Genomic DNA, 21,172 nt, shown 5'->3' on the forward strand with positions numbered 1-21,172 from the left:
GGGTTGCTATTTGGTGAATTGCCGAAAATTGTCGGGTCGGGCGTCTTACGCTCGCCGCAGTTTCATCCGGGGCCGACGGCTCGATCGGGACTCTACGGCGAGGGGCGTGCGTTTTGATGGTGGACGAGAAATCCGGGACGAACCAGGCGCGAGAAGGAGAGACCACCCCCGAGCAGGTCCTGGAGATCCTCCGGGGCGTGCTCCCCGCGTCGGTCGAAGGAGCGCGCCGGGTCCTCGCCGCGCTCCAGGACGGGGCGCGTCCCGCCGACCCCGACATGGCCGCGCTGACCCAGGTCGTCGCCGCCTTCGACGCGGCAGTCGCCGCCCTTCCGGAGGCCTCGCCCACCCTCGCGGCCCTTGAGGACGCGGCCGTCGCCGAAGCGGCCCGCCGCCGCGTCGCCGCCCTCGCGGCCCTCACCGGCCCGTCCCGCTACGCCGACCTCCTCGCCGAGATCCACGCCGCCTCCAGCGCCCCCACCCCCGACCTCCTCCTGCTCTGCGACCTCCTCGACGCCGCCGCCGGCCTCCGCCCTGACGAGGACGCCCTGGTCGCCGCCGCCGAATCCACCTGGCCCCCCGCCTGGCAACGCCTCCTCTGGCCCGTCTCCAAACGATCCATCACCCTCCCCACCCAGAGCGAGGCCCCCACCACCCCGCCGACCCCCGAGGTTTCCGAGGCCGCCCCGGCGGTCTCCGAGTCCGCGGCCGCCGCCGAAGCGGCGCCGGCCCCGGCCGAAAGCGAGACGCTCGCCGAGCCGGCCTCGTCCGAGATCACCGAAGCCGCCCCCGCCGTCGCGGAGACCGCAGCGCTGGTGGGCAGAGACGACGCGGAGTTCGACGAAGGCGCGGAGGCCGTTGCGCCTCTCGACGCGGAGACCACCTCCGAGAGCGACCAGAACGCCGAATCCGCGGAAGGCACCGCAGACCCCGTGCCGCCCACCGCTGACGTCGCCTCCGCGACCGCTCCTCCGGAGCCCGATGCGGACCGCGCCACCGCGCAGGCCTCCGCCACGCCGTCCGACGACACCCCCGCCCCTGTCCACCCTGAGCCGCCGGACGCCCCCACCGCCTCCGCCGAAGCCGGAGACGACGAGGAGGCCGAACTCACCGCCGCCCCGGCACCGTCCGCCGAAGCGGCCCAGCCCGCCGCGCCGTCCGACGACGCCCCCCTGCCGTCCGAGCCGGAGGCCGAGCCCGGCTCCGTGCCGGACACACCCACCGCCGAAGACTCCTCGCCGGAAGGACACTCCTCCGAAGCGCGCGCGCTCGAAGGAGACCCCCTAGATCACCCAGAAGCCCTAACCGCTCCAGAGGACCCCAAGGGCGACGAAGCCCCGGACACCTCTCCGTCGGCTGCCGAAGTCGCCGCCCCCGAAGACGCGGAGACCGTTTCCTCCCGCGCGCCCGAGCCCGTGACCGAGCCCGAGTCCGAAGGCGCCGCCTCCGACGACGAGGAGAACATTTCCTCCGGCGCGCCCGCGCCCGCGCCCGAGTCGGAGTCGGAGTCCGAAGGCGCCGCAGCCGAAGGCGAAGACGCGGTGGCCTCCGCCCCATTCGCCGCCGACGCCCGCTCTGAGAGCCCCTCATCGGAGTCCGGATCATCGCCCGCCGACGTCACCGCCGCCGAGCCCGAAGCCGCTTCCGAACTCCCCGCCCTTCCCGAACAACCGGCCTCAGCAGCCGCCGCCGAGCCCGAGCCCGAGTCGCCCGCCTCAGCGACCTCCGACACCGAGGCGTCCGCCCCCGAAGAGGAAGCCTCCGACGCCGAGGCAACCGCCGCCCCGTCCGAGCCCGAGCCCGGCGAGGCCGAGGAACCCCCTTCGCCACGCGACGAAGGCCCCACCCCCGACGACGCCGCGTCCCAGCCGGGTACGCCCACCGGGCCAGACCCCGTCGCGGAGGCGCCGAGCTCGTCCGCCGAAGCGTCGCCCTCACAGGAGCCCGCTCCCGAAGCGCGCGCGCTTGAGGGTGCCGTCTCTGACGCCGCGGATTCCGCCGCTTCGCCCGAGGCCGACCCCCGCGACGGCTCCGCGCCGCTTGGCGGAGTCGCCGCCTCCGAGTCCCTGTCGCACGCGGAACCTTCGAGTGCGTCCGGCTCCGCCGCAGAGGAGGGCCCCGAGTCTTCGGCGGACCAGCCGGGGGCGGAGGAGTCCGCTCCTGAAGCGGGCGCCGATGCCTTGGTGATCGGCGAGCCGGCTGAGGCTGAATCCGGCCAGGGCGTTTCGGCGCACGGCGGGGATGCTGCCTCCGACTCTGTGAACACCGCTGCTCCGTCCGAGTCCTTGCTCGGCGAGGCCGAGGAACTCCCTTCGCCGCGCGACGAAGTCTTCGCTTCCGAAGCTGTCCCGTCTGAGCCGGGTACACCCATCGATTCCGACCTCACCGCTGCGGAAAACCCGGGCTCGCCCGTTGAAGAGCCGCCGTCGGAGGAGTCCGCTCCTGAAGCGGGCGTGCTTGGCGGCGCCGACGCCTCGGTGATCGGCGAGCCGGCTGAGGCTGACGCCGGAGGGGGCGGTTCGGTGCTCGGCAGGGATGCCGGCGATGAGGCCGGGGCGATCGATGCCGCGTCCGAGCCGATCGAGGTTGAGGAACCTTCTTCGCCGGGCGGCGAGGTCTTCGACGACGCCGTGTCTCAGCCGGGTATGCCCGCCGAGCCGGGCGCCGTTGCGGAAGTGCCGGGTTCGGCCGGCGAAGTGTCGGCGTCTGAGGAAGCCGGTCTCGGAGCGGGCGGGCTGGAGGACGTCGTCTCTGACGCCTCGGAGTTCGTTGCGCCGTCCGAGGTCGAGACCGGCGAGGGCGCTCTGCCGGTCGGCGGGGTTACGGCCTCAGGGGGTTCGTCGTCGGCGGGTGCGTTCGCCGAGTCCGGGTCCGCTGTTGCGGAGGGGAGTGGAGCTTCTGCCGAAGGGCCGGGCTCGGAGGGGGTCGCTCCTGAGGCGCGCGCGCTTGAGGGGGTTGTTTTCGAGGGCTCGGCGACCGCCGACGCGGCTGAGGGGGCTCCCGAAGAGCGGGCGCTTGAGGAAGCTGGTCCTGAGGCGCGGGCGTTCGGTGGGGCGGCCGAGGTCGCGTCCGGTACCCGCCTGGGCGTGGATGTGGGGGCTGAGAGGTGGGGGCCCGGGGTCGGGCGGGTGGTGCGGGAGGAGGCCGTGGTGCATCTGGTGGCCGGGTCGGAGGCGCTCGGGCTGCTGGAGGTGGCGCGGGTGCTGGAAGGGGAGGGGAAGCGGCGGGAGAAGGTGGCGGTGTGGACGGTCGGGACGGGGCAGCGGGAGCCGGTCTTCGCCGACGCGGTGGAGCGGGCCGGGCGCAAGAAGGGGCTGACCCTTGTCGTGCTCGACCTCGCCACGAGCCGGACGGCGGACGCGGCGAGGGCGGGGCTCGCGGAGGCGTTCGAGGCGGTCGGCGGGAACGCCGGGTACAAGGGGACGCTCGCCGTCGTCGCCGTGGTGCCGCCGAGGTACGCCGCGCTGTGGACGCGCCTGAAGGACACGCCGCCTGCGCGGGTCCTGGAACTCGTGCCCTTCTCGGCGGAGGAGATCGCCCGTAGGGTCGCCGCCGATCCTGCGCTCGGCTTCGGCCTCGGACCGGACGAGCTGTTCCGGCTGACCGGAGGCTGGCCGTCGCTGCTCGACCTCCTCCTCAGGGCGGGCGTCCGCGACGCCGAAGAGGCCCGCGACGTCTGCGCGCGCCACCTCTCCGGCGAGCCGCGCGGGTTCGTCCGCTCCACCGGGGTCCTGGACGACCCGACGCTGGAGGCCGCCTGGACGGTCCTGACGCGCCAGTCGGAGGACGGTCCCGCGCAGGACCTCGCGGTGTGGCTGGAGGTGGCGGGGGAGTCCGACCAGCCTGCGCTGTCCCTGAGCGCGCTGGCCGCCTCGGGCTACGCCGACCACGCCGAGGTCGTGGAGGTCCTGCGGGTCCTCGGGGCGCTGCGCGCGCAGGGCGGCGAGAAGCCCGTGCTGGCCTGCGAACCGCTGCTGTCCGCCGCCTGGGCCGCCCTGGACTAGGCCCGTCCCCGGGTCCCCGCGGCACTGCGCGGGGGCCCGGAAGCCCGCGGCGTCCGGCCAAGGCCGCCGTCCTCGCCGGTTCCGGGAGGAGCGGCGCGGGACGTCAGCGGTCGGTGGAGCGGCGGGAGTGCAGCCACGGCGCGGTGAGCGCGAGCCGCCGCGGCGTGCTGAGGTTCAGCTCGTAGATCGCGTCCATCATCGCCTTGACGCGGGGCGGGATCTCGCGGAGCTCGGCGTCGAAGAGGTCGTCCTCGCTGGTGTGGTAGAGCAGGTGGGTGTACCCGTCGTCCGGGTGGAAGGCGAGGGTGGAGCCCAGGAGGTCGGTCCGGGAGCCGTACATCTCCTTCTCCATGCTGCGCAGAAGGGTCCGCATCAAGGCGGGGTCCTTCACCCGCCCCTGGACGATCTCCACGTAGCGGGCGGTGTCGATCGCGTCGGGGTCGGGGGCGAACACCTCGACCTCGCGACAGTTGATGAACCGGGCGTCGCCGGCGAGCCCGCCGAGCGTGTCGGCCCACCAGCGGCGGCGGCCGGGCCGACCGTTCTCCACCCAGGCCTTCTGCTCGGATTCGAACCGCTCTGCGCTGATCCAGATGCCGTCGTCGGTGACGCCCCCGGTGCAGCCCAGCCAGCCGACGGAGGTCGCGCCGAGCCTGTCCGCCCAGCGGTAGGAGGCTTCGCGCAGGGCGTCCGCGTCGCTCGCGGGAGCTTCGATGACCTGTATGAACACCACGCCTCCGTCCGCGCGCCTCTCCGTTGCGTCCACCGTATCGGGAACGGAGAAACCGCGGCAGGTTCCGGCAAACCCCGCAGGGCGCAGCCAAAGTGACGCAGCACACACCGATTTCAGGTAGAAAAGGTATGGATTGTCGGTTGTCTGGCTGTTAATGTCCCTTTCCACCAGCGGTGATTTCATCCGGAGTCCCGGCCGAACCTTCTTCCGGAGAGTGCGCAGAATGCCCGAGACCGAACCAGGCGTGCTCGCCCGCGTCCGCCTCGGGCACGAGGAACGCGTGGTCGCGCTGCTGCGCGAGCGCGGCGCGCTGAGCCGGGCGGAGCTGGGCGCCCTGTCCGGGCTGTCCCGCTCGACCCTGTCCGACATCACCGGCGCGCTCCTGCAGCGCGGCACCGTCGTCGTCACCACGCCGGAGTCCGCAGGCCGCAGACGCCCGCCCGGCAGGCCCGCCGAGCTGCTCGCGCTGAACCCGGACACCGGCCAGGCCATCGGCGTGGACTTCGGCCACCGACGCGTCCACGTGGCCGTCGCCAACGCGGCCCAGGAGGTCATCGGGACCGCCGCCCTAGGGTATGCGCGGACGACGTCCTGGCAGCGCAGGCTGGAGATCGCCTGCGGCCTCGTCGACTCCCTGCGGACCGGTCTCGGGCCGCTCCACGGCATCGGCGTGGGCGTCACCGGGCAGCTGGGCCGCGGCGCGGAGCAGGCCCGCAACGTCGCCGCGCTCACCGGCGCCCTCGGCGAGCGGTTCGGCGTGCCGGTCGCGGTCGACAACAACACCCGGCTCGCCGCGCTCGCCGAGATGGTGCGCGGCGCGGGCAAGGGCTTCTCGGACGTCGTCTACGCGCGCCTTTCCGAAGGCGTGGGCGGCGGGATCGTCGTCGGCGGAAGGCTGCTGCGCGGCGGGGGCGGCGGCGCGGGCGAGATCGGCCACATCCCGGTCGACCCGGCCGGGGCGGCCTGCGCGTGCGGCGGCCTGGGCTGTCTGGAGACCGTCGCGTCGGTCCCCGCCGTTGTCGCCGCATCCGGAGCCGCCGACCTGCCTAGCGCGCTTCAAGCGCTGGAAGAAGGCGAGCCCAAGGCCGTCGCCGCGTTCGACCGGGCAGGACGGGCCCTCGGCTTCGCCCTGGCGGCGGTCTGCAACACGGTGAGCCCGGACCGGATCGTCATCGGCGGGGAGGTCGCGGTGCCGCGGGTGCTGGCCGCCGCCGAAGCCGCCCTGGCCGTACACCTTCCACCCGCGCAGCGCCTTCCCGCACACCCCGCGGCGCTCGGCGACGAGGTGGGCGCGCTCGGCGCGCTCGCGCTCGTCGCGCACGACTCGCCGCTCCTCATCGGCTACCCCGGCGGCACAGGCCGCGGAGAGGACCTTTCATGACATCCGCGATCGCGATCCCCGTCTTCGACCCGGAGGCCGGGACCACCGTGTTCACCCCCGAGCGCGCGGAGGCCGGCTACTGGGTGGGCTGCGCGAGCGTCCTGCAGGACGAAGGCCGCTACCTCCTGACCTACCGGCAGCGGCGGCCGCGCGGCGACGCCCGCACCGAGCGGGGCTGGCGCTGCGCGATCGCGGTCAGCGACGACGGCGTGGACTTCCGCGACGTGTGGGCGGTGGAGAAGTCCGCGCTGGACTCGCCCTCGATGGAGCGCTTCTGCCTGCACCGCCGCGCCGACGGCGGCTACCAGCTCTACCTCAGCTACGTGGACCCTGCCGACAACCGCTGGCGCGTCGACGTCGTCGAGGCCGCCTCGCCCGACGCCTTCGACGTGGCGGCCCGCCGCCCGGTCTTCACCGCGGCCTCGACCGGCACCGAGGGCGTCAAGGACCCCCGGGTCCAGCGCACCGCGGACGGCCGTCTGATCATGCTCCTCAGCGCCGCGCAGGGCACGTTCGACGCGGCGGGGGCCGGCGCCGCCCACGCGACCGCCGACATCTACAACACCGGCCTGTCCCTCTCGGTCACCGCGCTCGCCGAGAGCACCGACGACGGCGCGACCTGGCAGTGGCGCGGCGTCGTCTTCACGCCCGGCGACGGCTGGGACTCCTGGGCCGCGCGGATCAACAGCGTCGTGGAGACGCCCGCCGGTTTCCTCGGCTTCTACGACGGCGAGTCCCACTTCTCCCGGAACTACGAAGAGAAGACCGGTCTGGCATTCTCGCCCGACCTCGTCCACTGGGAGCGCCTGACGGTCGACGGCCCCGCCGTCACCACGCCGCACGGCACGGGCTCCGTGCGCTACGTCGACGCGGTCCCCGACGGCGAAGGACTGCGCCTCTACTACGAGGTCAGCCGGGCCGACGGCGCGCACGAGCTGCGCACCGTGAGGATCGGCAGGCCCGCGTGACAGCCACCGTGCGCAAGGCCGCGCCCGCGCCGCGCGCGGAGCGGAGCGCGATCCTCCCCGGCCCCGCGCTCAACGCGATCGCGCTCGCCGCCGGCGTCGGCGTGTGGGCCGCGCTCGCGGGCGCCGGGGTGCAGGGCCTGCCGGGCCCGGTCGAGGTCGCGAAGCAGGGCTGGACGCTGATCTCCGACGGCACCCTTCTCGACGACGCCCTCGCCAGCCTCCGCCGCGTCTTCATCGGCTTCGCCCTCGGCACCGCCCTGGCCGTGCCCGTCGGCTTCCTGATGGGCTGGTACGGGACCGCGCGCGGCCTGCTGGAGCCGTGGGTGCAGTTCTTCCGGACGATCCCGCCGCTGGCGATCATCCCGCTGGCGATCGTGCTTCTGGGGATCGGCGAGACGCCCAAGCTCGTCGTCATCGGCCTCGGCGCCTTTCTGTCGTGCGTGATCTCTACTTTTCAGGGCGTCATTGGGGTCGACACCACGCTGATCAACGCGGCCCGCGTCCTGGGCGCCAATGATCGGGTGATCTTCGCGCGGGTCGTGGTGCCCGCCTCGTCGCCCTTCATCATCGTCGGCATGCGCGTCGGCCTCGGCAGCGCCTGGGCGACCCTCGTCGCCGCCGAGCTGATCGCGGCCCAGGAGGGCCTCGGCTTCCGCATGCAGCAGGCGCAGATCTACTACGACCTGCCGACGATCTTCGTCGGCCTCATCACCATCGGCGTCCTCGGCCTGCTCATGGACCGGCTGCTGATGGCCGCCGAGCGCCGCCTCACCGGATGGCAGGACCGCAGATGAACAAGATCGAGTTCCGCGGCGTCGGCAAGGTCTACCCGCTCGGCGCCGACACCGTGACCGCCCTCGCCGCCGTCGACCTGGGCCTCGCCGACGGCGAGTTCGTGACGGTCGTCGGACCCTCCGGCTGCGGGAAGAGCACCCTGCTCGGCATCGCCGCCGGGCTCGTCACGCCCACCGGCGGCACCGTCACCGTCGACGGGTCGCCCGTCACCGGGCCCGGCCCGGACCGCGGCGTCATCTTCCAGCAGTACGCGCTCTTCCCTTGGCTGACCGTCCGGGGCAACGTCGAGTTCGGGCTGAAGATCGCCGGAATGGGCAAGGCCGAGCGCCGCGCCCGCGCCGAGAGGTACATCGACCTCGTCGGCCTCACCGACTTCGCCGACGCCCTGCCGAAGGCGCTGTCGGGCGGCATGCGGCAGCGCTGCGCCATCGCCCGCGCCTACGCCGCCGACCCGCGCGTCCTGCTCATGGACGAGCCGTTCGGCGCCCTCGACGCGCTCACCCGCGTCCGCATGCAGGACCAGCTCCTGGACACCTGGAGCCGGGAGCGCCGCACCGTCCTGTTCATCACCCACGACGTCGACGAGGCCGTCTACCTCGGGAACCGGGTCGTGGTCATGGCCGCAGGGCCGGGCCGCGTCCAGGAGGTCATCGACGTCGACCTGCCCTACCCGAGAACCGAGCAGACCCGGCTCTCGCCCGAGTTCGCCGCCCTGCGCAACCGCGTATGGCGCGCCGTCTACCACCAGCCCGTTCCCCAGCGGCCCGTTCCGCAGCAGACCCCCGCGAAAGGTTGACCCATGAGAGCCCGCATCGCCCTCGCCGCCCTGACCGCCGCCGTCCTCGGCCTCGCCGCGACCGCCTGCGGCGGCGACGACTCCTCGGCCGAGTCCGGCGCCCAGAAGGTCGACTTCGGCTACATCGCCGACTACAACGGCTCCGCCCTCCTCGCCGTCGCCGACCAGGAAGGCCTCTGGGAGAAGAACGGGCTCGACCCGAAGCTCTCGGTCTTCACCAACGGCCCCCTCCAGATCCAGGCGCTCGGCGCGGGCGACCTCGACTTCGGCTACATCGGCCCGGGCGCCCTCTGGCTGCCGGCCACCGGCCAGGCCAAGGTCGTCACCGTCAACTCGCTCGGCCTCGCCGACCGCGTCATCGCCCAGCCCGGCATCACCTCCCTCGCCGACCTCAAGGGCAAGAAGGTGGGCGTCCCCGAAGGCACCTCCGGTGACATGATCCTCACCCTCGCGCTGAAGAAGGCAGGGCTGACCGCCGCCGACATCGAGCGCGTCCCGATGGACCCGGCGACGATCGCGTCCGCGTTCGCCTCCGGCCAGATCGACGCCGCGGGCATCTGGTACCCGATGATCGACACGATCAAGAAGAGCGTCCCGGACCTGGTCGAGCTGGCGAAGAACGCCGACTTCGACCTGAGCTTCCCCACCGCCTACGTCGCGGGCAACGACGTCGTCGAGAAGGACCCCGAGCTGGTCGAGAAGGTCGTGAAGGTGCTCCAGGAGGCCAGCGACTACCGCTCGGCCAACCCGGAGGAGACCGTGAAGGCCACCGCCTCGTTCCTCAAGCTCACCGAGGACCAGGTCAAGGCCGACCAGGCCAACAGCCGGCCGCTGAACACCGCCGACATCGCCGCCAAGACCGCCGACGGCTCCGTCGAGGCGTGGCTGAAGGGCATGTCCGAGCTGTTCGTCGGCGCGGGCAAGCTCAAGGAGGTTCCCGAGCCCTCCACGTACTACCTGGGCGACGTCTACGGCAAGGTCGCCGGTAAGTGATGTCCGAGCAAGGCCCCAGGAACATCCTGTTCCTCATGACCGACCAGCACCGGGTGGACACGCTCGGCTGCCACAACCCCGGGGAGGTCTCCACCCCCGCGCTGGACGGCCTTGCCGCGTCCGGGACGAGGTTCGAGCGGGCGTACACGCCGACGGCGATCTGCACACCCGCCCGGGCCAGCCTCCTGACCGGCAAGCTGCCCTTCCGGCACAGGCTGCTGGCCAACCACGAGCGCAACGTCGGCTACATGGAGGACCTGCCGCGCGAGGAGTTCACCTTCTCCGCGGCGCTCTCCGCCGCCGGCTACCGGCTCGGGCTGATCGGCAAGTGGCACGTCGGAACGCACCGGAACGCCGCGGACTTCGGGTTCGAGGGCCCGGACCTGCCGGGCTGGCACAACCCGGTGGACCACCCGGACTACCTGAAGTACCTGGAGGACAACGGGCTGCCTCCTTACGAGATCAGCGGGCACGTCCGGGGGACCCTGCCCAACGGCAACCCCGGGAACCTCCTGGCCGCACGGCTGCACCAGCCCGTCGAGGCGACGTTCGAGCACTACCTGGCGACGCGCGCGATCGAGCGGCTGCACGAGTACGCCGACGAGTACCGGACGGGCAAGCGGCCGTTCTTCCTCGCGACGCACTTCTTCGGGCCGCACCTGCCGTACCTCCTGCCGGAGGAGTACTACGACCTGTACGACCCGGCGGAGATCGAGCTGCCCGCGTCCGTCGCGGAGACGTTCGAAGGCAAGCCGCCCGTCCAGCGCAACTACAGCGCGCTGTGGACGTACGACACCCTCGCCGAGGACGTCTCCCGGAAGCTCATCGCGGTCTACCGGGGCTACGCCGCGATGATCGACATGGAGATCGGCCGGATCCTCGACACGTTGCGCGAGCTGGGCCTGGACGACTCCACCGCGGTGTTCTTCACCGCCGACCACGGCGAGTTCACCGGAGCCCACCGGCTGCACGACAAGGGCCCGGCCATGTACGAGGACATCTACCGCATCCCGGGCATCGTCCGGGTGCCGGGGGCGCCCGCGGGCCAGGTCAGGGACGAGTTCGTCGGGCTCACCGACTGCACCGCAACCCTCCTCGACCTGGCCGGTCTCGACCCGTCCCAGGCCGTCGACGGGCGGAGCCTCCTGCCCCTCATCGAAGGCGCAGCCGTCGAGGGCACAGCCACCGAGGGCGCAGACGTATCGGGCACAGCCGTCGAGTGGCGCACGGAGGTGACCGCGGAGTTCCACGGCCACCACTTCCCGTACCCGCAGCGGATGATCCGCGACGACAGGTACAAGCTCGTGGTGAACCCGGAGTCCCGCAACGAGCTCTACGACCTGCGCACGGACCCGCACGAGCTGAGCAACCGCTACGGCCATCCGGAGCTCGCGGGGGTGCGCCGTCGTCTGACGGTCCGTCTGTACGAGATCCTCCGGGAGCGCGGAGACAACTTCCACCACTGGATGTCGGCCATGGCCGATACCGGAGCGCTCGACCACGACCCTTCGCTCGCGGTCTTCGAGACCGAGAGCGAGGTCTACAAGGGCGCCTAGCCAGGCGCGGAAGGCCCCGGCCCCGGTGGGGGAGCCGGGGCCTTCGGCGTGCCCGTCAGTTCCGCACGGCGATCGCGGCGGTGAGGGCGGTGGCGAAGCCCGTCCAGGCCGCGTAGGGGAGCAGGAGAAGGCCGGCCGTCCGGTCGGCGCGCAGGGCGCGGCGGATGAGGACGGCGTTGGAGGCGTTGAGCAGGAGGATCTCCGCCAGCGCGGCCTCCGGAGAGCGCAGCACGAAGAACGCAGGGGTCCAGGCCGCGTTGAGCGCCAGGTTCACCCCGAAGGCGCGCACCAGAGCGGGGCGCGCCTCGGACGGCGCACGGTCGATCGCCCGGGCGCCCGCGTAGGCGATCGCCGCGTACAGGGGCGTCCAGACCAGTCCGAAGGCGGCCGGAGGAGGCTGCCACGAGGGCTTCTCCAGCTCCTGGTACCAGCCTTCGTCCGGGCGGGTGGCCAGCGAGCCCGCGACGGCGGTGGCGGCGACCGCCAGCGATGTCTTGACCAGTGTCTTCAGCATGTCGCTCCCCCTGAGGTCCTTGCCTTGTCCCTACCCGGGCGGGCCCGCCTTGCCCCGGCGGGCCCGCCCGGCTTCTTGCGTCATGGTGCGTCGGCGAGCTCCTTGGCGGGCTCCTCGTCGATCCGCCTGGCGGGCCTGGCGGGCCACCAGAAGCGGTCGCCCAGCAGGACGACGAGGGAGGGGACGAGGATGCTGCGCACGAGGAGGGTGTCGAGCAGGACGCCGACCGCGACGATGACGCCGATCTGGGTGAGCGTCAGCAGCGGGAGGACGCCGAGGACGGTGAAGACCGATGCCAGCACGATCCCTGCGCTGGTGATGACGCCGCCCGTCAAGGCGAGGCCGCGGACGACCCCCGCCCGGGTGCCCAGGGCGCCTGCCTCTTCTCGGGCCCGGGTGATGAGGAAGATGTTGTAGTCGACTCCGAGGGCCACCAGGAACAGGAAGGCGAGCAGGGGTACTTCCGCGCCGAAGGCGGGGAAGCCGAGCAGGCCGTGGAAGATCATCCAGCCTGCGCCGACGCTGGCGGCGAAGCTGGCCACGACCGTGCCGATGAGCAGCACCGCCGCGACGACCGAGCGCAGCAGGACCAGCAGGATCGCCATGACGATGGCGAGGACGAGCGGCATGATGACGCGCTGGTCGCGCGCGGCGGCCTCGCGCTTGTCGAGGTCCTCGGCCTGCGCGCCCCCGACGAGCGCCGCGGAGCCGGGCACGGAGGAGACCGCCGTGCGCAGGTCCCGCAGGGTCTGGAAGCTGTCCTCGGTGCCGGGCTCGGCGGTGAGGACGGCGCTGACCTTGGTGAGGTCGCCGTCGCTCTCGCCGACGGTGGCCGCCGCGACGCCCTGGACGCCCGCCGCCGCCGTGCGCACGGCCTCCGCGGCGGGGGCCTTGGCGAGGATGACGACGGGGTCGGCCGTGCCCGCGGGGAAGGCCGCCGCGATGGTCTGCTGGCCCTCGGTGGCCTCGACGGGCGTGCGGAACTGCTCGGTCTGCGCGAGGCCCGTGGTGATGCCCGTCGCGGTGAGCGCGAGCCCGGCCAGCACGACGGCGGAGGCGGCGGCCACGACGGCGGGCCGCCGGGCGACGAAGCGCCCCGTCCTGCCCCAGACGCCCTCGCCGGTCTTGTCGTCCTGCCCGACGCGCGGCGTGAACGGCCAGAACAGCCCGCGCCCGAACAGCAGCAGCGCCGACGGCAGCACCACGAGCGCGTACACGACGGCGACCGCGATGCCGACGGCACCCGCGAGCCCGATGTTGCGGCTGAAGGGCGTGACGGCGAACGCGAGCGAAAGGAGGGCGAGGAACACGGTGCCGGAGCTGGCGAGAACGGCAGGCCCGGCCCCGGCGAGGACCCTTCGCATGGCGACGTGCCGGTCCTCTTCGAGCCGGAGCTCTTCCCGGTACCGGGCGATGAGGAGGAGGGCGTAGTTGGTGCCCGCGCCGAAGACGAGCACCGAGGTGATGCCGAGGGTGGAGCCGTCCACGGTGAGCAGCCCCCAGCGGGAGAACGCCGAGACGGCCTTGGTCGCCACCTGGTCGCCGATGGCGACGACGATGAGGGGCACCAGCCACAGCCACGGGCTGCGGTAGGTGATGAGCAGCAGAAGCGCGACGACGAGGGCGGTCGCGGCGAGGAGCGCGGTGTTGGCGCCGTCGAAGACCGAGGACAGGTCGACGGAGAAGGCTGCGCCGCCGGTCACCTGCGCGGTGACGCCGTCGGGCAGGCCCGCCTTGGCGTCGTCGCGCAGCCCGTTCACCGCGTCGGCCAGGGCGTCGTCGCGCAGGTCGCCGCTCAGGGGGACGAGGATGAGGGCGGTGCCGCCGTCCTCGGCGTAGATGGCGCGGCCGACCTGGCCGTTCAGGGCGGTGCCGGCGAAGGCGGCGGAGCGCTCGGCGACGAAGGCCTTGTCGGCTTCGGTGAGGGGCCCCGAGGCGCGGTCGAACACGGCCATCGCGGTCTGGATCTCGGCGCCGGGCAGCCGCTCCTTCAGCTCGGCGACGGCGGCGGACTCGGCGCCCTTGGGCAGCGCCGCGGCGGGTCCGGTGTCCTTGGACGCCGAACCACCGAAGCCGAGCGCGAGGACGGACGCGATGAGCGCGAGCGCGACGACGGCCCACTTGGACCGCCGCCCGGTGACCGCCGCGATGACCGGCGCGGCCAGACGCGCGGCGACCGACGGGGCGCGCGACGCGTCCCCGGAGGTGGTAGTTCGATCGTCGAATGATTCCATGGTGGAAAGACTATGCTGTGACGGTGCCGAACTCAACGCGACCCCTTCCCGACGGGAACGAGCCCGCGGATCTCGTCCAATGGCTGCATCTGGTCGCCACCGAGACCGACCACTACCGCGAGGCCGTCGGGGCGCACCACCGGGTGCACAGGACCGATCTGAGCGCGCTCTCGGTGATCATGCGCGCGGTGCGCGACGGCGTCCCGCTCACCCCGCGCCGCCTGGGCGAGGCGCTGCACCTGAGCCCTCCGGCCACCACGGCCCTCCTGGACCGCCTGGAGCGGGCCGGTCACATCGAGAGGCACCGGGAGCCCGGCGACCGCCGCCTCGTGCATCTGAGCGCCACCGACACCGCGCACGACACCGGCAGGCGGATGTTCGGCCCGCTCGCGCGGCGGATCGACGAGGCCGCCGCGAAGTACACGCCCGCCGAGCGCGCCGTCATCGCCGCCTTCCTGCGCGACGCCGCCGAGGCGACGGTCGCGGCCCGCGAGGAGGCCACCGGGCCCTGACCCGCCGTGCGGCGGCCTCACGCCCGCCGCCGGGGAGGCAGCGGGACGAACGCGCTCGTCCGGTCCATGTAGTCGCGGTAGCCGGGCTTGCGGGCGGCCATCCGGGCGTCGGACAGGCTCACCCCGGTGACCCGGGTGAGGAACCAGAGCATCGCCAGCGGGGACACGACCGTCAGCCATCCGAGCGGCTCGTCGCAGGCGGCGAAGAAGAGCCCGAACCAGACGACGGCGTCACCGAAGTAGTTCGGATGCCGGGTGTACCGCCACAGTCCGGTGTCCAGGACGCGCCCCCGGTTGGCGGCGTCGGCCTTGAACGCCGCGAGCTGCCGGTCGCCGACGGCCTCGAAGGCGAGCCCGACGGCCCACAGCGCCGCGCCCAGCCACAGGAAGGGCCCCGGCGCGGACTCCTGGCACATGGCGACCTGGACGGGCAGCGACACCAGCAGCACCGAGGAGCCCTGCGGAAGGTAGACCTTTCGCAGCGAGTACCTGTTCCGCCGCCCGGGGGGCGCCGCCGAGAGCAGTTCGGTGTAGCGCGGGTCCTCCTCGGCGTTCCAGTTGCGCCGCCCGAGGTGCACGGCCAGGCGCAGCCCCCAGAAGACGGTCATGGCCGCCACCGTCCAGCGGCGCACCGGATCCCCGTGCCCCGAGGACAGGGCGAGGCTCACCAGCGCGACGGCGGAGAACGCCGCTCCCCAGGTGATGTCGATGAGCGCGTGCGACCCCTTGCGCACGCCCAGCGCGTAGGTGACGCCCATGAGGACCGCGACGGTGGCGGCGCTCAGGACGAGGTTCAGCCAGAGCACCTCACTCACCCCGGGAAAGGACGAGTTGGCGGACGTCCAGGTAGCCGGAGCGGAAGCCCGCTTCGGAGTAGGCGAGGTAGAACTCCCACATGCGCCGGAACACCGCGTCGAAGCCGAGCGCCTCGACCTCGGCCTCCCGCGCGGTGAAGGCGGCGCGCCAGAGGCGAAGCGTCTCCGCGTAGTGCAGGCCGAAGCAGTGGTCTTCGCGCACCCTCAGCGACGTGCCTTGCAGTGCCTGTTCCAGCGCCCTGGCGGACGGGATGAGGCCGCCGGGGAAGATGTACTTGTGCACCCAGGTCCGGGTGCCCCGGGTGGCGCGCATGCGGTGGTGCGGCATCGTGATGGCCTGGAGCGCGACCGTGCCGCCGGGAGCGAGCAGCCGGTCCAGGGTGCGGCAGTACACGCCCCAGTGGCGCTCGCCGACGGCCTCGATCATCTCGACGCTGACGATCGCGTCGTAGGAGCCGGCGGCGTCCCGGTAGTCCCGCAGTTCGACCGCCACCCGGTCGGCGGCCCCGGCCGCCGCCGCGCGGCGCAGGGCGAGGTCGCGCTGCTCGGCCGACAGGGTGATCGTGGTGACCTCCGCGCCCCGGCGGGCGGCGCGCAGGGCAAGTTCGCCCCAGCCGGTGCCGATCTCCAGCAGCCGGGTGCCGGGACCGACGCCGGCCCGGTCGAGCAGCCGGTCGATCTTGCGGTGCTGGGCGGCGGCCAGGTCGCCGGAGACCGGGCGGCCGTCCGCCTCGGGGAACAGCGCGCTGGAGTAGGTCATGGTCTCGTCGAGGAACAGCGCGAACAGGTCGTTGGACAGGTCGTAGTGGCTGCTGACGTTGACGCGGGCGCGCTCCTTGGTGCCGTCCTCGTCCGGGCCGCGGCGGGGCAGGACCAGCGGGCGCAGCCAGGCGGTCGCGCGGGGCGCCATCGTGTCCAGTGCGGTGGCGAACGCGCCGAGCACGCCAGGCAGGTCGTCGGCTTCCCACTCTCCGGCCATGTACGACTCGCCGAAACCGATGAGCCCGTCTCGGCCCAGCCGCGCGAAGAACGCCTCGGGCCGGTGGACGCGCAGGGCGGGCCCGCCCCTTCCCACGACGGTGTCCGGCAACGCCACCCGGAGGGGCAGGCGGCGGGCCGTGCGCAGGAACAGCAGGCGGGCCGCCCGCGCGCGCAGGGTGCTGTCCGGGACGGCCTCCAAGGAGGGCCATCGGGTGGCGGTTTCGGCGAGCGCGGTCATGGTGCTCTCCAGATCTTGTCTCGGGAGGTGGTCTTTCTGGGGCGTCTCTAGGGGGCGGTCTCTCGGGAGACCCGGGGGACGACGGGGACGCCGCGCGCCCACAGCCCGATCCCCTTGATCCGGATGCGGGCCGCCCCCGCCAGCGGCGCCATGGGGTGCCGGAGGAAGGCGGCGGCGACGGCGGCCCAGGTGGCAGGGCGGCCTTCGCCCCGCACGGACGCCGTGAACGGAGGGGAGTCCGGGAGGTGCAGGGCGACGGTCAGGGCGAGCCGTCCGTCGGGTTCGGGAAGGCTGAGCCGGTAAACGCCGTCGACGGGCAGGAACGGGGAGACGTAGAACTCCTTGGCCGTCTCCGCGCGGCCCCGCTCGTCGGGGCGCAGCAGGTAGCGGTGCCGGCCGCCGTAGGTGTTGTGCACCTCGGCGACGGTGCAGAGCGGGGAGCCGTCCTTGGCGCGGCACCAGAAGACCGTCAGGGGGTTGAACACGTGCCCGAGGACCCGCGCGTGGCAGAGCATCAGGACGCGGCCGGGACGGGCCACGCCGTGCCCGGCGAGGAAGGCGGCGAGGTCGTCGCGCAGGTCGCCCCCGTCGCCGTGGTCGCGGCCGAGGAAGCGGGCCAGTGGGCCGCGCGAGGGCACCTGGTCGAGGTCGACCAGCCACAGGTAGGTGCGGTGCGTGAACACGTTGCGGACGGGCGCGTTCCTCGCATGGGTGATGACGCACTCGTACAGGGCGGGTGTCACGGGGCCGCTCCCAGCGCGCGGGCCGCCTCGACGCCGGAGCGGCAGCCGTCCTCGTGGAAGCCCCAGCCGTGGTGGGCGCCGGCGAACGCGAGCCGTCCGCCCGAGAGGCCGGGCAGCGCCTTCTGCGCGGCGACGGACGCGCGGGTGAAGACCGGGTGCTCGTAGACCATCCGGGCATGCACTTGGCGGTCGGGGACCTCGCCGTTCAGGGTGACGAGGTACCTTCCGCCGTCGGGCAGGCCCTGGAGGCGGTTCATGTCGTAGCTGACCCGGACGCGGTCCACGTCGGCCGCGCAGAGGTCCATCGTGTAGTTCCACGCGGCCCGCGCCGCGGCGGCGCGGGGCAGGACCGAGGTGTCGGAGTGCAGGACCGTGGGGTTGCGCGAGTAGGTGAAGGCCCCGAGGATGCGCTTCTCCTCCGGCGACGGATCGGGCAGCAGGGCCAGCGCCTGGTCGGCGTGGGTGGCGATCACCACGGCGCCGTGGCGGCGGGTCGTGCCGGAGGCGTCGATGACGTCCACGCCGTCGGTGTGCCGTACGACCGCGCGTACGGGGGTGCCGCGCAGGACCTCAGGCAGGCCCGCGGCTATCCGCTCGACGTACACGCGCGATCCGCCGACGACGGTCTTCCACTGCGGGGATCCGCTCACCGACAGCATCCCGTGGTTGGCCAGGAAGGCGAACAGATGCCTTGCCGGGTAGTCCATCGCGGTGGCGGGCGGGCACGACCACACCGCGGCGATCAGGGGCTTGGCGAAGTGCGCGGTGAAGTAGCGGGTGAAGGCGCCGGCCCGGAGGAACTCCCCGACGGTCGGGTCTTCACCGAGCCTCCCGTCGAAGACCTCCTCGCCCGCCAGCAGTCCTCGCGCCGCGCGATGGAAGCGCGGGACCTGGCTGAGCAGCGCCAGGTAGGGCCGGGTGGGGCGGGTGGCGAACAGGCCGCGCAGGCCGCGTGCGCCCGCGTACTCCAGCCCGCAGCCCGCGCACGACACCGACATGCTCATCCCGGTGTCCCGGGTGGCCACGCCCAGTTCCCGGAACAGGCCGGTGAGCAGCGGATACGTCCGGTCGTTGTGGACGATGAAGCCGCTGTCCACCGGGACGGAGCGCCCGCCGGCACCGAGGTCGTGGGTGTGGGCGTGGCCGCCGAGCCGGGCGTCGGCCTCGTACAGGGTGGTCGTGCCGCGGCGGCGCAAGAGGTGCGCGGCCGTCAGGCCGGACACCCCGGCGCCGATCACGGCGAAGTCGGAACGGGCCACGGGGGGACCTCCATCACAGGCGGTGCCGCAGGGGGAGCGCGGACGGGAACGGTTCGAGGAAGGTCTGCTCGGTGAGGTAGGCCAGGCCCTCGGCTTCGGCGTCGTGCCGCAGCAGCGCCACGGGGAGGCTGAGCGGCGCCTCGCCGGCCGAGAACGCCGCGATCGAGGCGACGATCCCCGCCCGGCGCACCGGGCCGATCCGGCGGCTCAGCGGGCCGAGCACGTGGTGCAGCGCGTTGACCTGGCGGCCCCGCACGGGCCGGACCGCCAGGGCCTCGGCGAACACGCGGGAGTAGGCGGGCACGAGCACCGCGGGCGCGTCCGAGCCCGCGCGGGCGACGACCCTGCCCGCCTCGCGGTACCGGACGGGGTCGTGCGCGAGGATCTGCAGCTTGTGCCGGCTGTGGAAGGCGACGAGGTCGCGCGGCCGCCAAGGCGCCTCGAACAACGCGCGCATCCGGGCGCGGGCGAAGACGCGTTCGACGAAGTGCTCGCGGAGCAGGGGGTCGTTGAGGCGTCCTTCCTCCTCCACGGGCAGGTCCGGGTAGGCCTCGACCAGGGCTGCGGTGAACGCGCCGCGGCCCTTGCGGTCCACGGGCTGGCCGTCAGTCCGCTCGCCGGGGAGCCCCGAGGCGTACCGGGGCACCCCGAACAGGCCGCAGGACGGCGAGCGGGACTTCACCACGAAGCCATCGAGTCCGGCGAAGCGCGGCATGACCCGGTCGTTCACCGCGGCGACGCCCTCGGCGTGGTCGACGGTCCCGTCGCGGCTGATCAGGTGGCCGTCGCTGCGCAGCCGCAGGGTGGGCCGCGGCGCGCCCAGGCCGAGCTCGATCTCGGGGCAGACCGTCACCCAATCGACCAGCGGGTCGAGTTCGTCGGTGAGGAACCTGGACCGGGCGTGGCCGCCGTTGTAGCGCACGGGCTCGCCCAGCAGGCACGCCGAGGCGCCGATCCTGGGCCGGACGGGAGCGGGCGGCGGGGTGGCGGGCGCGGCCGGGGTGTCGCCCCGCCTCGGGCCGGTCACAGCAGCTCCCCGAGCCGCCGCAGGCCGCGGGCCGTGCGGGCCTTGACCGTGCCGAGCGGGACGTCGAGCCGGTCGGCGATCTCCCGCTGGGTGAGCCTGCCGAAGTGGGCGAGCACGACCGCCTCGCGCTGGACCCGCGGGAGGCGTGCCAGCGCCGCCCTGACGTCCTGCGCGGTTCCGACGGCCGCGGTGTTGTCCCAGGACCCGGCCGCCGCGCTGAAGGGCGCGTTGTGCCCGGTGTGCCGGGACTCGCGGCGGAGGACGTCCACCGCCCTGCGCCGGGCGATCGCCAGGACCCAGGCCTCCAGGCTGCGCGCCGGGTCGAACCGCGCCCGGCAGCGCCAGAGCTCCAGGAACACGAGCTGGGCCACGTCGTCCACGGTCGCCTGCGGCACGGTCCTGCGGACGTATCTGCGGACCTCGGGGCCGAGCCGCGCGTACGCCTCGGCGAGGGCCGCCTCGTCGCCGAGCGAGATCCGCTCGCCGATCTCGGTGAGGGCGTCAGGCCCTTCGTACGTCGTCGTCATGTCCGGGCACCTCCTTAGAACCTCTTCAAAACTTATTCATAGTCGGCCGCCAGGGCGTGCGCAACCCGCGCACGGCAAAAACGCGCGAAAGGCGCCCGCATTGGACGCCTTGTCAATTGTTGGTGATCAGGAGGGGAGCAGTCCCAGAGCCCCGCGGACGGCCTTCACGGCCTCCTCCAGCGAGGCGACGTACCTGACGCGCTCCGGGAACGGCGGACGCCACCCGGGGCCTCCGGCGAGCACTCGCAGCGCCGGACGGCCCACCGGGAGCCGGTCCAGCACCCCGGTGTCCCCGGTGAAGCGCATCTGCGACCAGACGAACACCGCGGCAGGCCCGGTCCGCCCGACGGCGTCGGCCAGCGCCTTCTCCGGGACGCGCATCCCGAGGTTGCGGGCCCCGACCCCGGTCTCTGCCAGCGCCGCGGCCAGTGCGTACAGCGGCAGGCTGTGCTGCTCCTCCGGCGCGCACGCGAGCAGCACCGGGCGGACGCCGGAGGGATCGGCGGGCTCGGCGCGTTCGGCCAGGCAGGCGAGGATCAGCGCCGAAAGGAAGTGCTCCACCTCGACGGCCTCTCCCGTGGCCGCGTAGCGCTCGCCGATCCCGCGCAGGACGGGCGCGAGCACCTCCTGCCAGGCCGGGACCACCCCGTCCTCGCCGAGGACCTCGCGGACGGCGGTCAGCACGGCCGGCCCGTTCATCGCCATCGCCGCCCTGGCCAGGCCGCGCGCGCGGTCCGAGGCGTCGGGCAGAGGCACCCGCCTGCCTCCGGCTCCGTGCCCGCGCGGCTTGCGGGGGGTCTCGGGCGGCGGGCTCCCCAGGGCGGCCCTCGCCGCCTCGCCGGGCGGGGCGCCTTCGAGGATGAGGCGGTTCATCACCTCCAGGCGCGCCACGTCCTCGGCGCTGTACCTGCGGTGGGCGCCTTCGCTGCGCCTGCTGGGCCCGATGCCGTAGCGGCCCTCCCAAGTGCGCAGCGTGGAGGCCGACACGCCGAGGCGGCGCGCCACCGCCCCCACGCCAAGTCCGGGACCCTCCACCTCCACCCTCGCCTCCCTAAGGGTTCGCCACGACGACGCCCTATCTTCGCGCGGAAACCCCCGG

At 73.5% G+C, this 21,172-nt stretch carries 18 protein-coding genes; 8 read left to right on the forward strand and 10 right to left on the reverse strand.

The features are described 5' to 3' along the window. Nucleotides 1-116 precede the first annotated feature (116 nt). Nucleotides 117-4,001 (forward strand): hypothetical protein, encoded by a 3,885-nt coding sequence (locus tag ACYVOM_RS30590; RefSeq protein WP_460307015.1) that lies wholly within the window; start codon nt 117-119, stop codon nt 3,999-4,001. Between the two features lie 103 nt (nt 4,002-4,104). Here ACYVOM_RS30590 and ACYVOM_RS30595 read toward each other — a convergent pair whose 3' ends face one another. Beyond that, nucleotides 4,105-4,734 (reverse strand): hypothetical protein, encoded by a 630-nt coding sequence (locus ACYVOM_RS30595; RefSeq protein WP_460307016.1) that lies wholly within the window; start codon nt 4,732-4,734, stop codon nt 4,105-4,107. Between the two features lie 223 nt (nt 4,735-4,957). On the opposite strand from ACYVOM_RS30595, the gene ACYVOM_RS30600 reads away from it, so the two are divergent. From ACYVOM_RS30600 to ACYVOM_RS30625, 6 genes are read left to right on the forward strand one after another with little or no spacing between them, the layout of a single operon-like run. Next, nucleotides 4,958-6,115: an ROK family transcriptional regulator gene (locus ACYVOM_RS30600; RefSeq protein WP_460307017.1), complete on the forward strand. Its 1,158-nt coding sequence runs from the start codon at nt 4,958-4,960 to the stop codon at nt 6,113-6,115. Then, entirely contained in the window at nt 6,112-7,083 is a 972-nt protein-coding gene (locus ACYVOM_RS30605; protein ID WP_460307018.1) for a hypothetical protein, read from the forward strand. The genes ACYVOM_RS30600 and ACYVOM_RS30605 overlap by 4 nt, the downstream gene beginning before the upstream one ends. Beyond that, nucleotides 7,080-7,877: an ABC transporter permease gene (locus ACYVOM_RS30610; RefSeq protein ID WP_460307019.1), complete on the forward strand. Its 798-nt coding sequence runs from the start codon at nt 7,080-7,082 to the stop codon at nt 7,875-7,877. Before ACYVOM_RS30605 ends, ACYVOM_RS30610 begins: the two co-directional genes overlap by 4 nt. Further along, nucleotides 7,874-8,674 (forward strand): ABC transporter ATP-binding protein, encoded by an 801-nt coding sequence (locus tag ACYVOM_RS30615; protein WP_460307020.1) that lies wholly within the window; start codon nt 7,874-7,876, stop codon nt 8,672-8,674. Before ACYVOM_RS30610 ends, ACYVOM_RS30615 begins: the two co-directional genes overlap by 4 nt. Nucleotides 8,675-8,677: 3 nt before the next feature. Then, nucleotides 8,678-9,667, forward strand: a complete 990-nt coding sequence (locus ACYVOM_RS30620) for an aliphatic sulfonate ABC transporter substrate-binding protein (protein WP_460307021.1) — start codon at nt 8,678-8,680, stop codon at nt 9,665-9,667. Beyond that, a complete protein-coding gene (locus ACYVOM_RS30625; protein WP_460307022.1) occupies nt 9,667-11,223 on the forward strand; it encodes a sulfatase-like hydrolase/transferase in 1,557 nt (518 codons plus the stop codon). Before ACYVOM_RS30620 ends, ACYVOM_RS30625 begins: the two co-directional genes overlap by 1 nt. A gap of 55 nt (nt 11,224-11,278) precedes the next feature. Here the strand turns inward: ACYVOM_RS30625 and ACYVOM_RS30630 are convergent, their stop codons facing one another. Both ACYVOM_RS30630 and ACYVOM_RS30635 read right to left on the reverse strand, forming a co-directional pair. After that, nucleotides 11,279-11,737 carry a TspO/MBR family protein gene (locus ACYVOM_RS30630; RefSeq protein ID WP_460307023.1) on the reverse strand — a complete coding sequence of 153 codons (459 nt, stop codon included), beginning with the start codon at nt 11,735-11,737 and terminating at the stop codon, nt 11,279-11,281. Between the two features lie 80 nt (nt 11,738-11,817). Beyond that, nucleotides 11,818-13,971, reverse strand: a complete 2,154-nt coding sequence (locus ACYVOM_RS30635; RefSeq protein ID WP_460307024.1) for an MMPL family transporter — start codon at nt 13,969-13,971, stop codon at nt 11,818-11,820. A gap of 23 nt (nt 13,972-13,994) precedes the next feature. On the opposite strand from ACYVOM_RS30635, the gene ACYVOM_RS30640 reads away from it, so the two are divergent. After that, nucleotides 13,995-14,483 carry a MarR family winged helix-turn-helix transcriptional regulator gene (locus tag ACYVOM_RS30640; RefSeq protein ID WP_460307025.1) on the forward strand — a complete coding sequence of 163 codons (489 nt, stop codon included), beginning with the start codon at nt 13,995-13,997 and terminating at the stop codon, nt 14,481-14,483. 17 nt (nt 14,484-14,500) lie between these two features. Here ACYVOM_RS30640 and ACYVOM_RS30645 read toward each other — a convergent pair whose 3' ends face one another. The 7 genes from ACYVOM_RS30645 to ACYVOM_RS30675 form a co-directional block, all read right to left on the reverse strand. Continuing rightward, nucleotides 14,501-15,298: a DUF1295 domain-containing protein gene (locus ACYVOM_RS30645; protein WP_460307026.1), complete on the reverse strand. Its 798-nt coding sequence runs from the start codon at nt 15,296-15,298 to the stop codon at nt 14,501-14,503. Continuing rightward, the gene (locus tag ACYVOM_RS30650; protein WP_460307027.1) at nt 15,291-16,517 is read right to left on the reverse strand and encodes a class I SAM-dependent methyltransferase; all 1,227 of its coding nucleotides are present in this window, start codon (nt 16,515-16,517) and stop codon (nt 15,291-15,293) included. Before ACYVOM_RS30650 ends, ACYVOM_RS30645 begins: the two co-directional genes overlap by 8 nt. A 47-nt stretch (nt 16,518-16,564) precedes the next feature. After that, nucleotides 16,565-17,260 carry a DUF1365 domain-containing protein gene (locus ACYVOM_RS30655; RefSeq protein WP_460307028.1) on the reverse strand — a complete coding sequence of 232 codons (696 nt, stop codon included), beginning with the start codon at nt 17,258-17,260 and terminating at the stop codon, nt 16,565-16,567. Continuing rightward, complete coding sequence (locus ACYVOM_RS30660; RefSeq protein ID WP_460307029.1) at nt 17,257-18,519, reverse strand: NAD(P)/FAD-dependent oxidoreductase; 1,263 nt, start codon at nt 18,517-18,519, stop codon at nt 17,257-17,259. The genes ACYVOM_RS30655 and ACYVOM_RS30660 overlap by 4 nt, the downstream gene beginning before the upstream one ends. Before the next feature lie 13 nt (nt 18,520-18,532). Then, entirely contained in the window at nt 18,533-19,546 is a 1,014-nt protein-coding gene (locus ACYVOM_RS30665; protein ID WP_460307030.1) for a YbgA family protein, read from the reverse strand. Then, a complete protein-coding gene (locus tag ACYVOM_RS30670) occupies nt 19,543-20,073 on the reverse strand; it encodes an RNA polymerase sigma factor (protein ID WP_460307031.1) in 531 nt (176 codons plus the stop codon). The genes ACYVOM_RS30665 and ACYVOM_RS30670 overlap by 4 nt, the downstream gene beginning before the upstream one ends. A 126-nt stretch (nt 20,074-20,199) precedes the next feature. Beyond that, complete coding sequence (locus tag ACYVOM_RS30675; RefSeq protein WP_460307032.1) at nt 20,200-21,114, reverse strand: MerR family transcriptional regulator; 915 nt, start codon at nt 21,112-21,114, stop codon at nt 20,200-20,202. Nucleotides 21,115-21,172: the final 58 nt, after the last annotated feature.

The sequence above is a fragment of the Actinocorallia aurea genome (genome assembly GCF_054783995.1).

What these genes read in the sequence shown, in the direction of transcription:
- ACYVOM_RS30590 (WP_460307015.1), top strand. Translation starts at nt 117, where the DNA reads ATGGTGGACGAGAAATCCGGGACGAACCAGGCGCGAGAAGGAGAGACC.
- ACYVOM_RS30600 (WP_460307017.1), top strand. Translation starts at nt 4,958, where the DNA reads ATGCCCGAGACCGAACCAGGCGTGCTCGCCCGCGTCCGCCTCGGGCAC.
- ACYVOM_RS30605 (WP_460307018.1), top strand. Translation starts at nt 6,112, where the DNA reads ATGACATCCGCGATCGCGATCCCCGTCTTCGACCCGGAGGCCGGGACC.
- ACYVOM_RS30615 (WP_460307020.1), top strand. Translation starts at nt 7,874, where the DNA reads ATGAACAAGATCGAGTTCCGCGGCGTCGGCAAGGTCTACCCGCTCGGC.
- ACYVOM_RS30620 (WP_460307021.1), top strand. Translation starts at nt 8,678, where the DNA reads ATGAGAGCCCGCATCGCCCTCGCCGCCCTGACCGCCGCCGTCCTCGGC.
- ACYVOM_RS30625 (WP_460307022.1), top strand. Translation starts at nt 9,667, where the DNA reads ATGTCCGAGCAAGGCCCCAGGAACATCCTGTTCCTCATGACCGACCAG.
- ACYVOM_RS30630 (WP_460307023.1), bottom strand. Translation starts at nt 11,737, where the DNA reads ATGCTGAAGACACTGGTCAAGACATCGCTGGCGGTCGCCGCCACCGCC.
- ACYVOM_RS30635 (WP_460307024.1), bottom strand. Translation starts at nt 13,971, where the DNA reads ATGGAATCATTCGACGATCGAACTACCACCTCCGGGGACGCGTCGCGC.
- ACYVOM_RS30650 (WP_460307027.1), bottom strand. Translation starts at nt 16,517, where the DNA reads ATGACCGCGCTCGCCGAAACCGCCACCCGATGGCCCTCCTTGGAGGCC.
- ACYVOM_RS30670 (WP_460307031.1), bottom strand. Translation starts at nt 20,073, where the DNA reads ATGACGACGACGTACGAAGGGCCTGACGCCCTCACCGAGATCGGCGAG.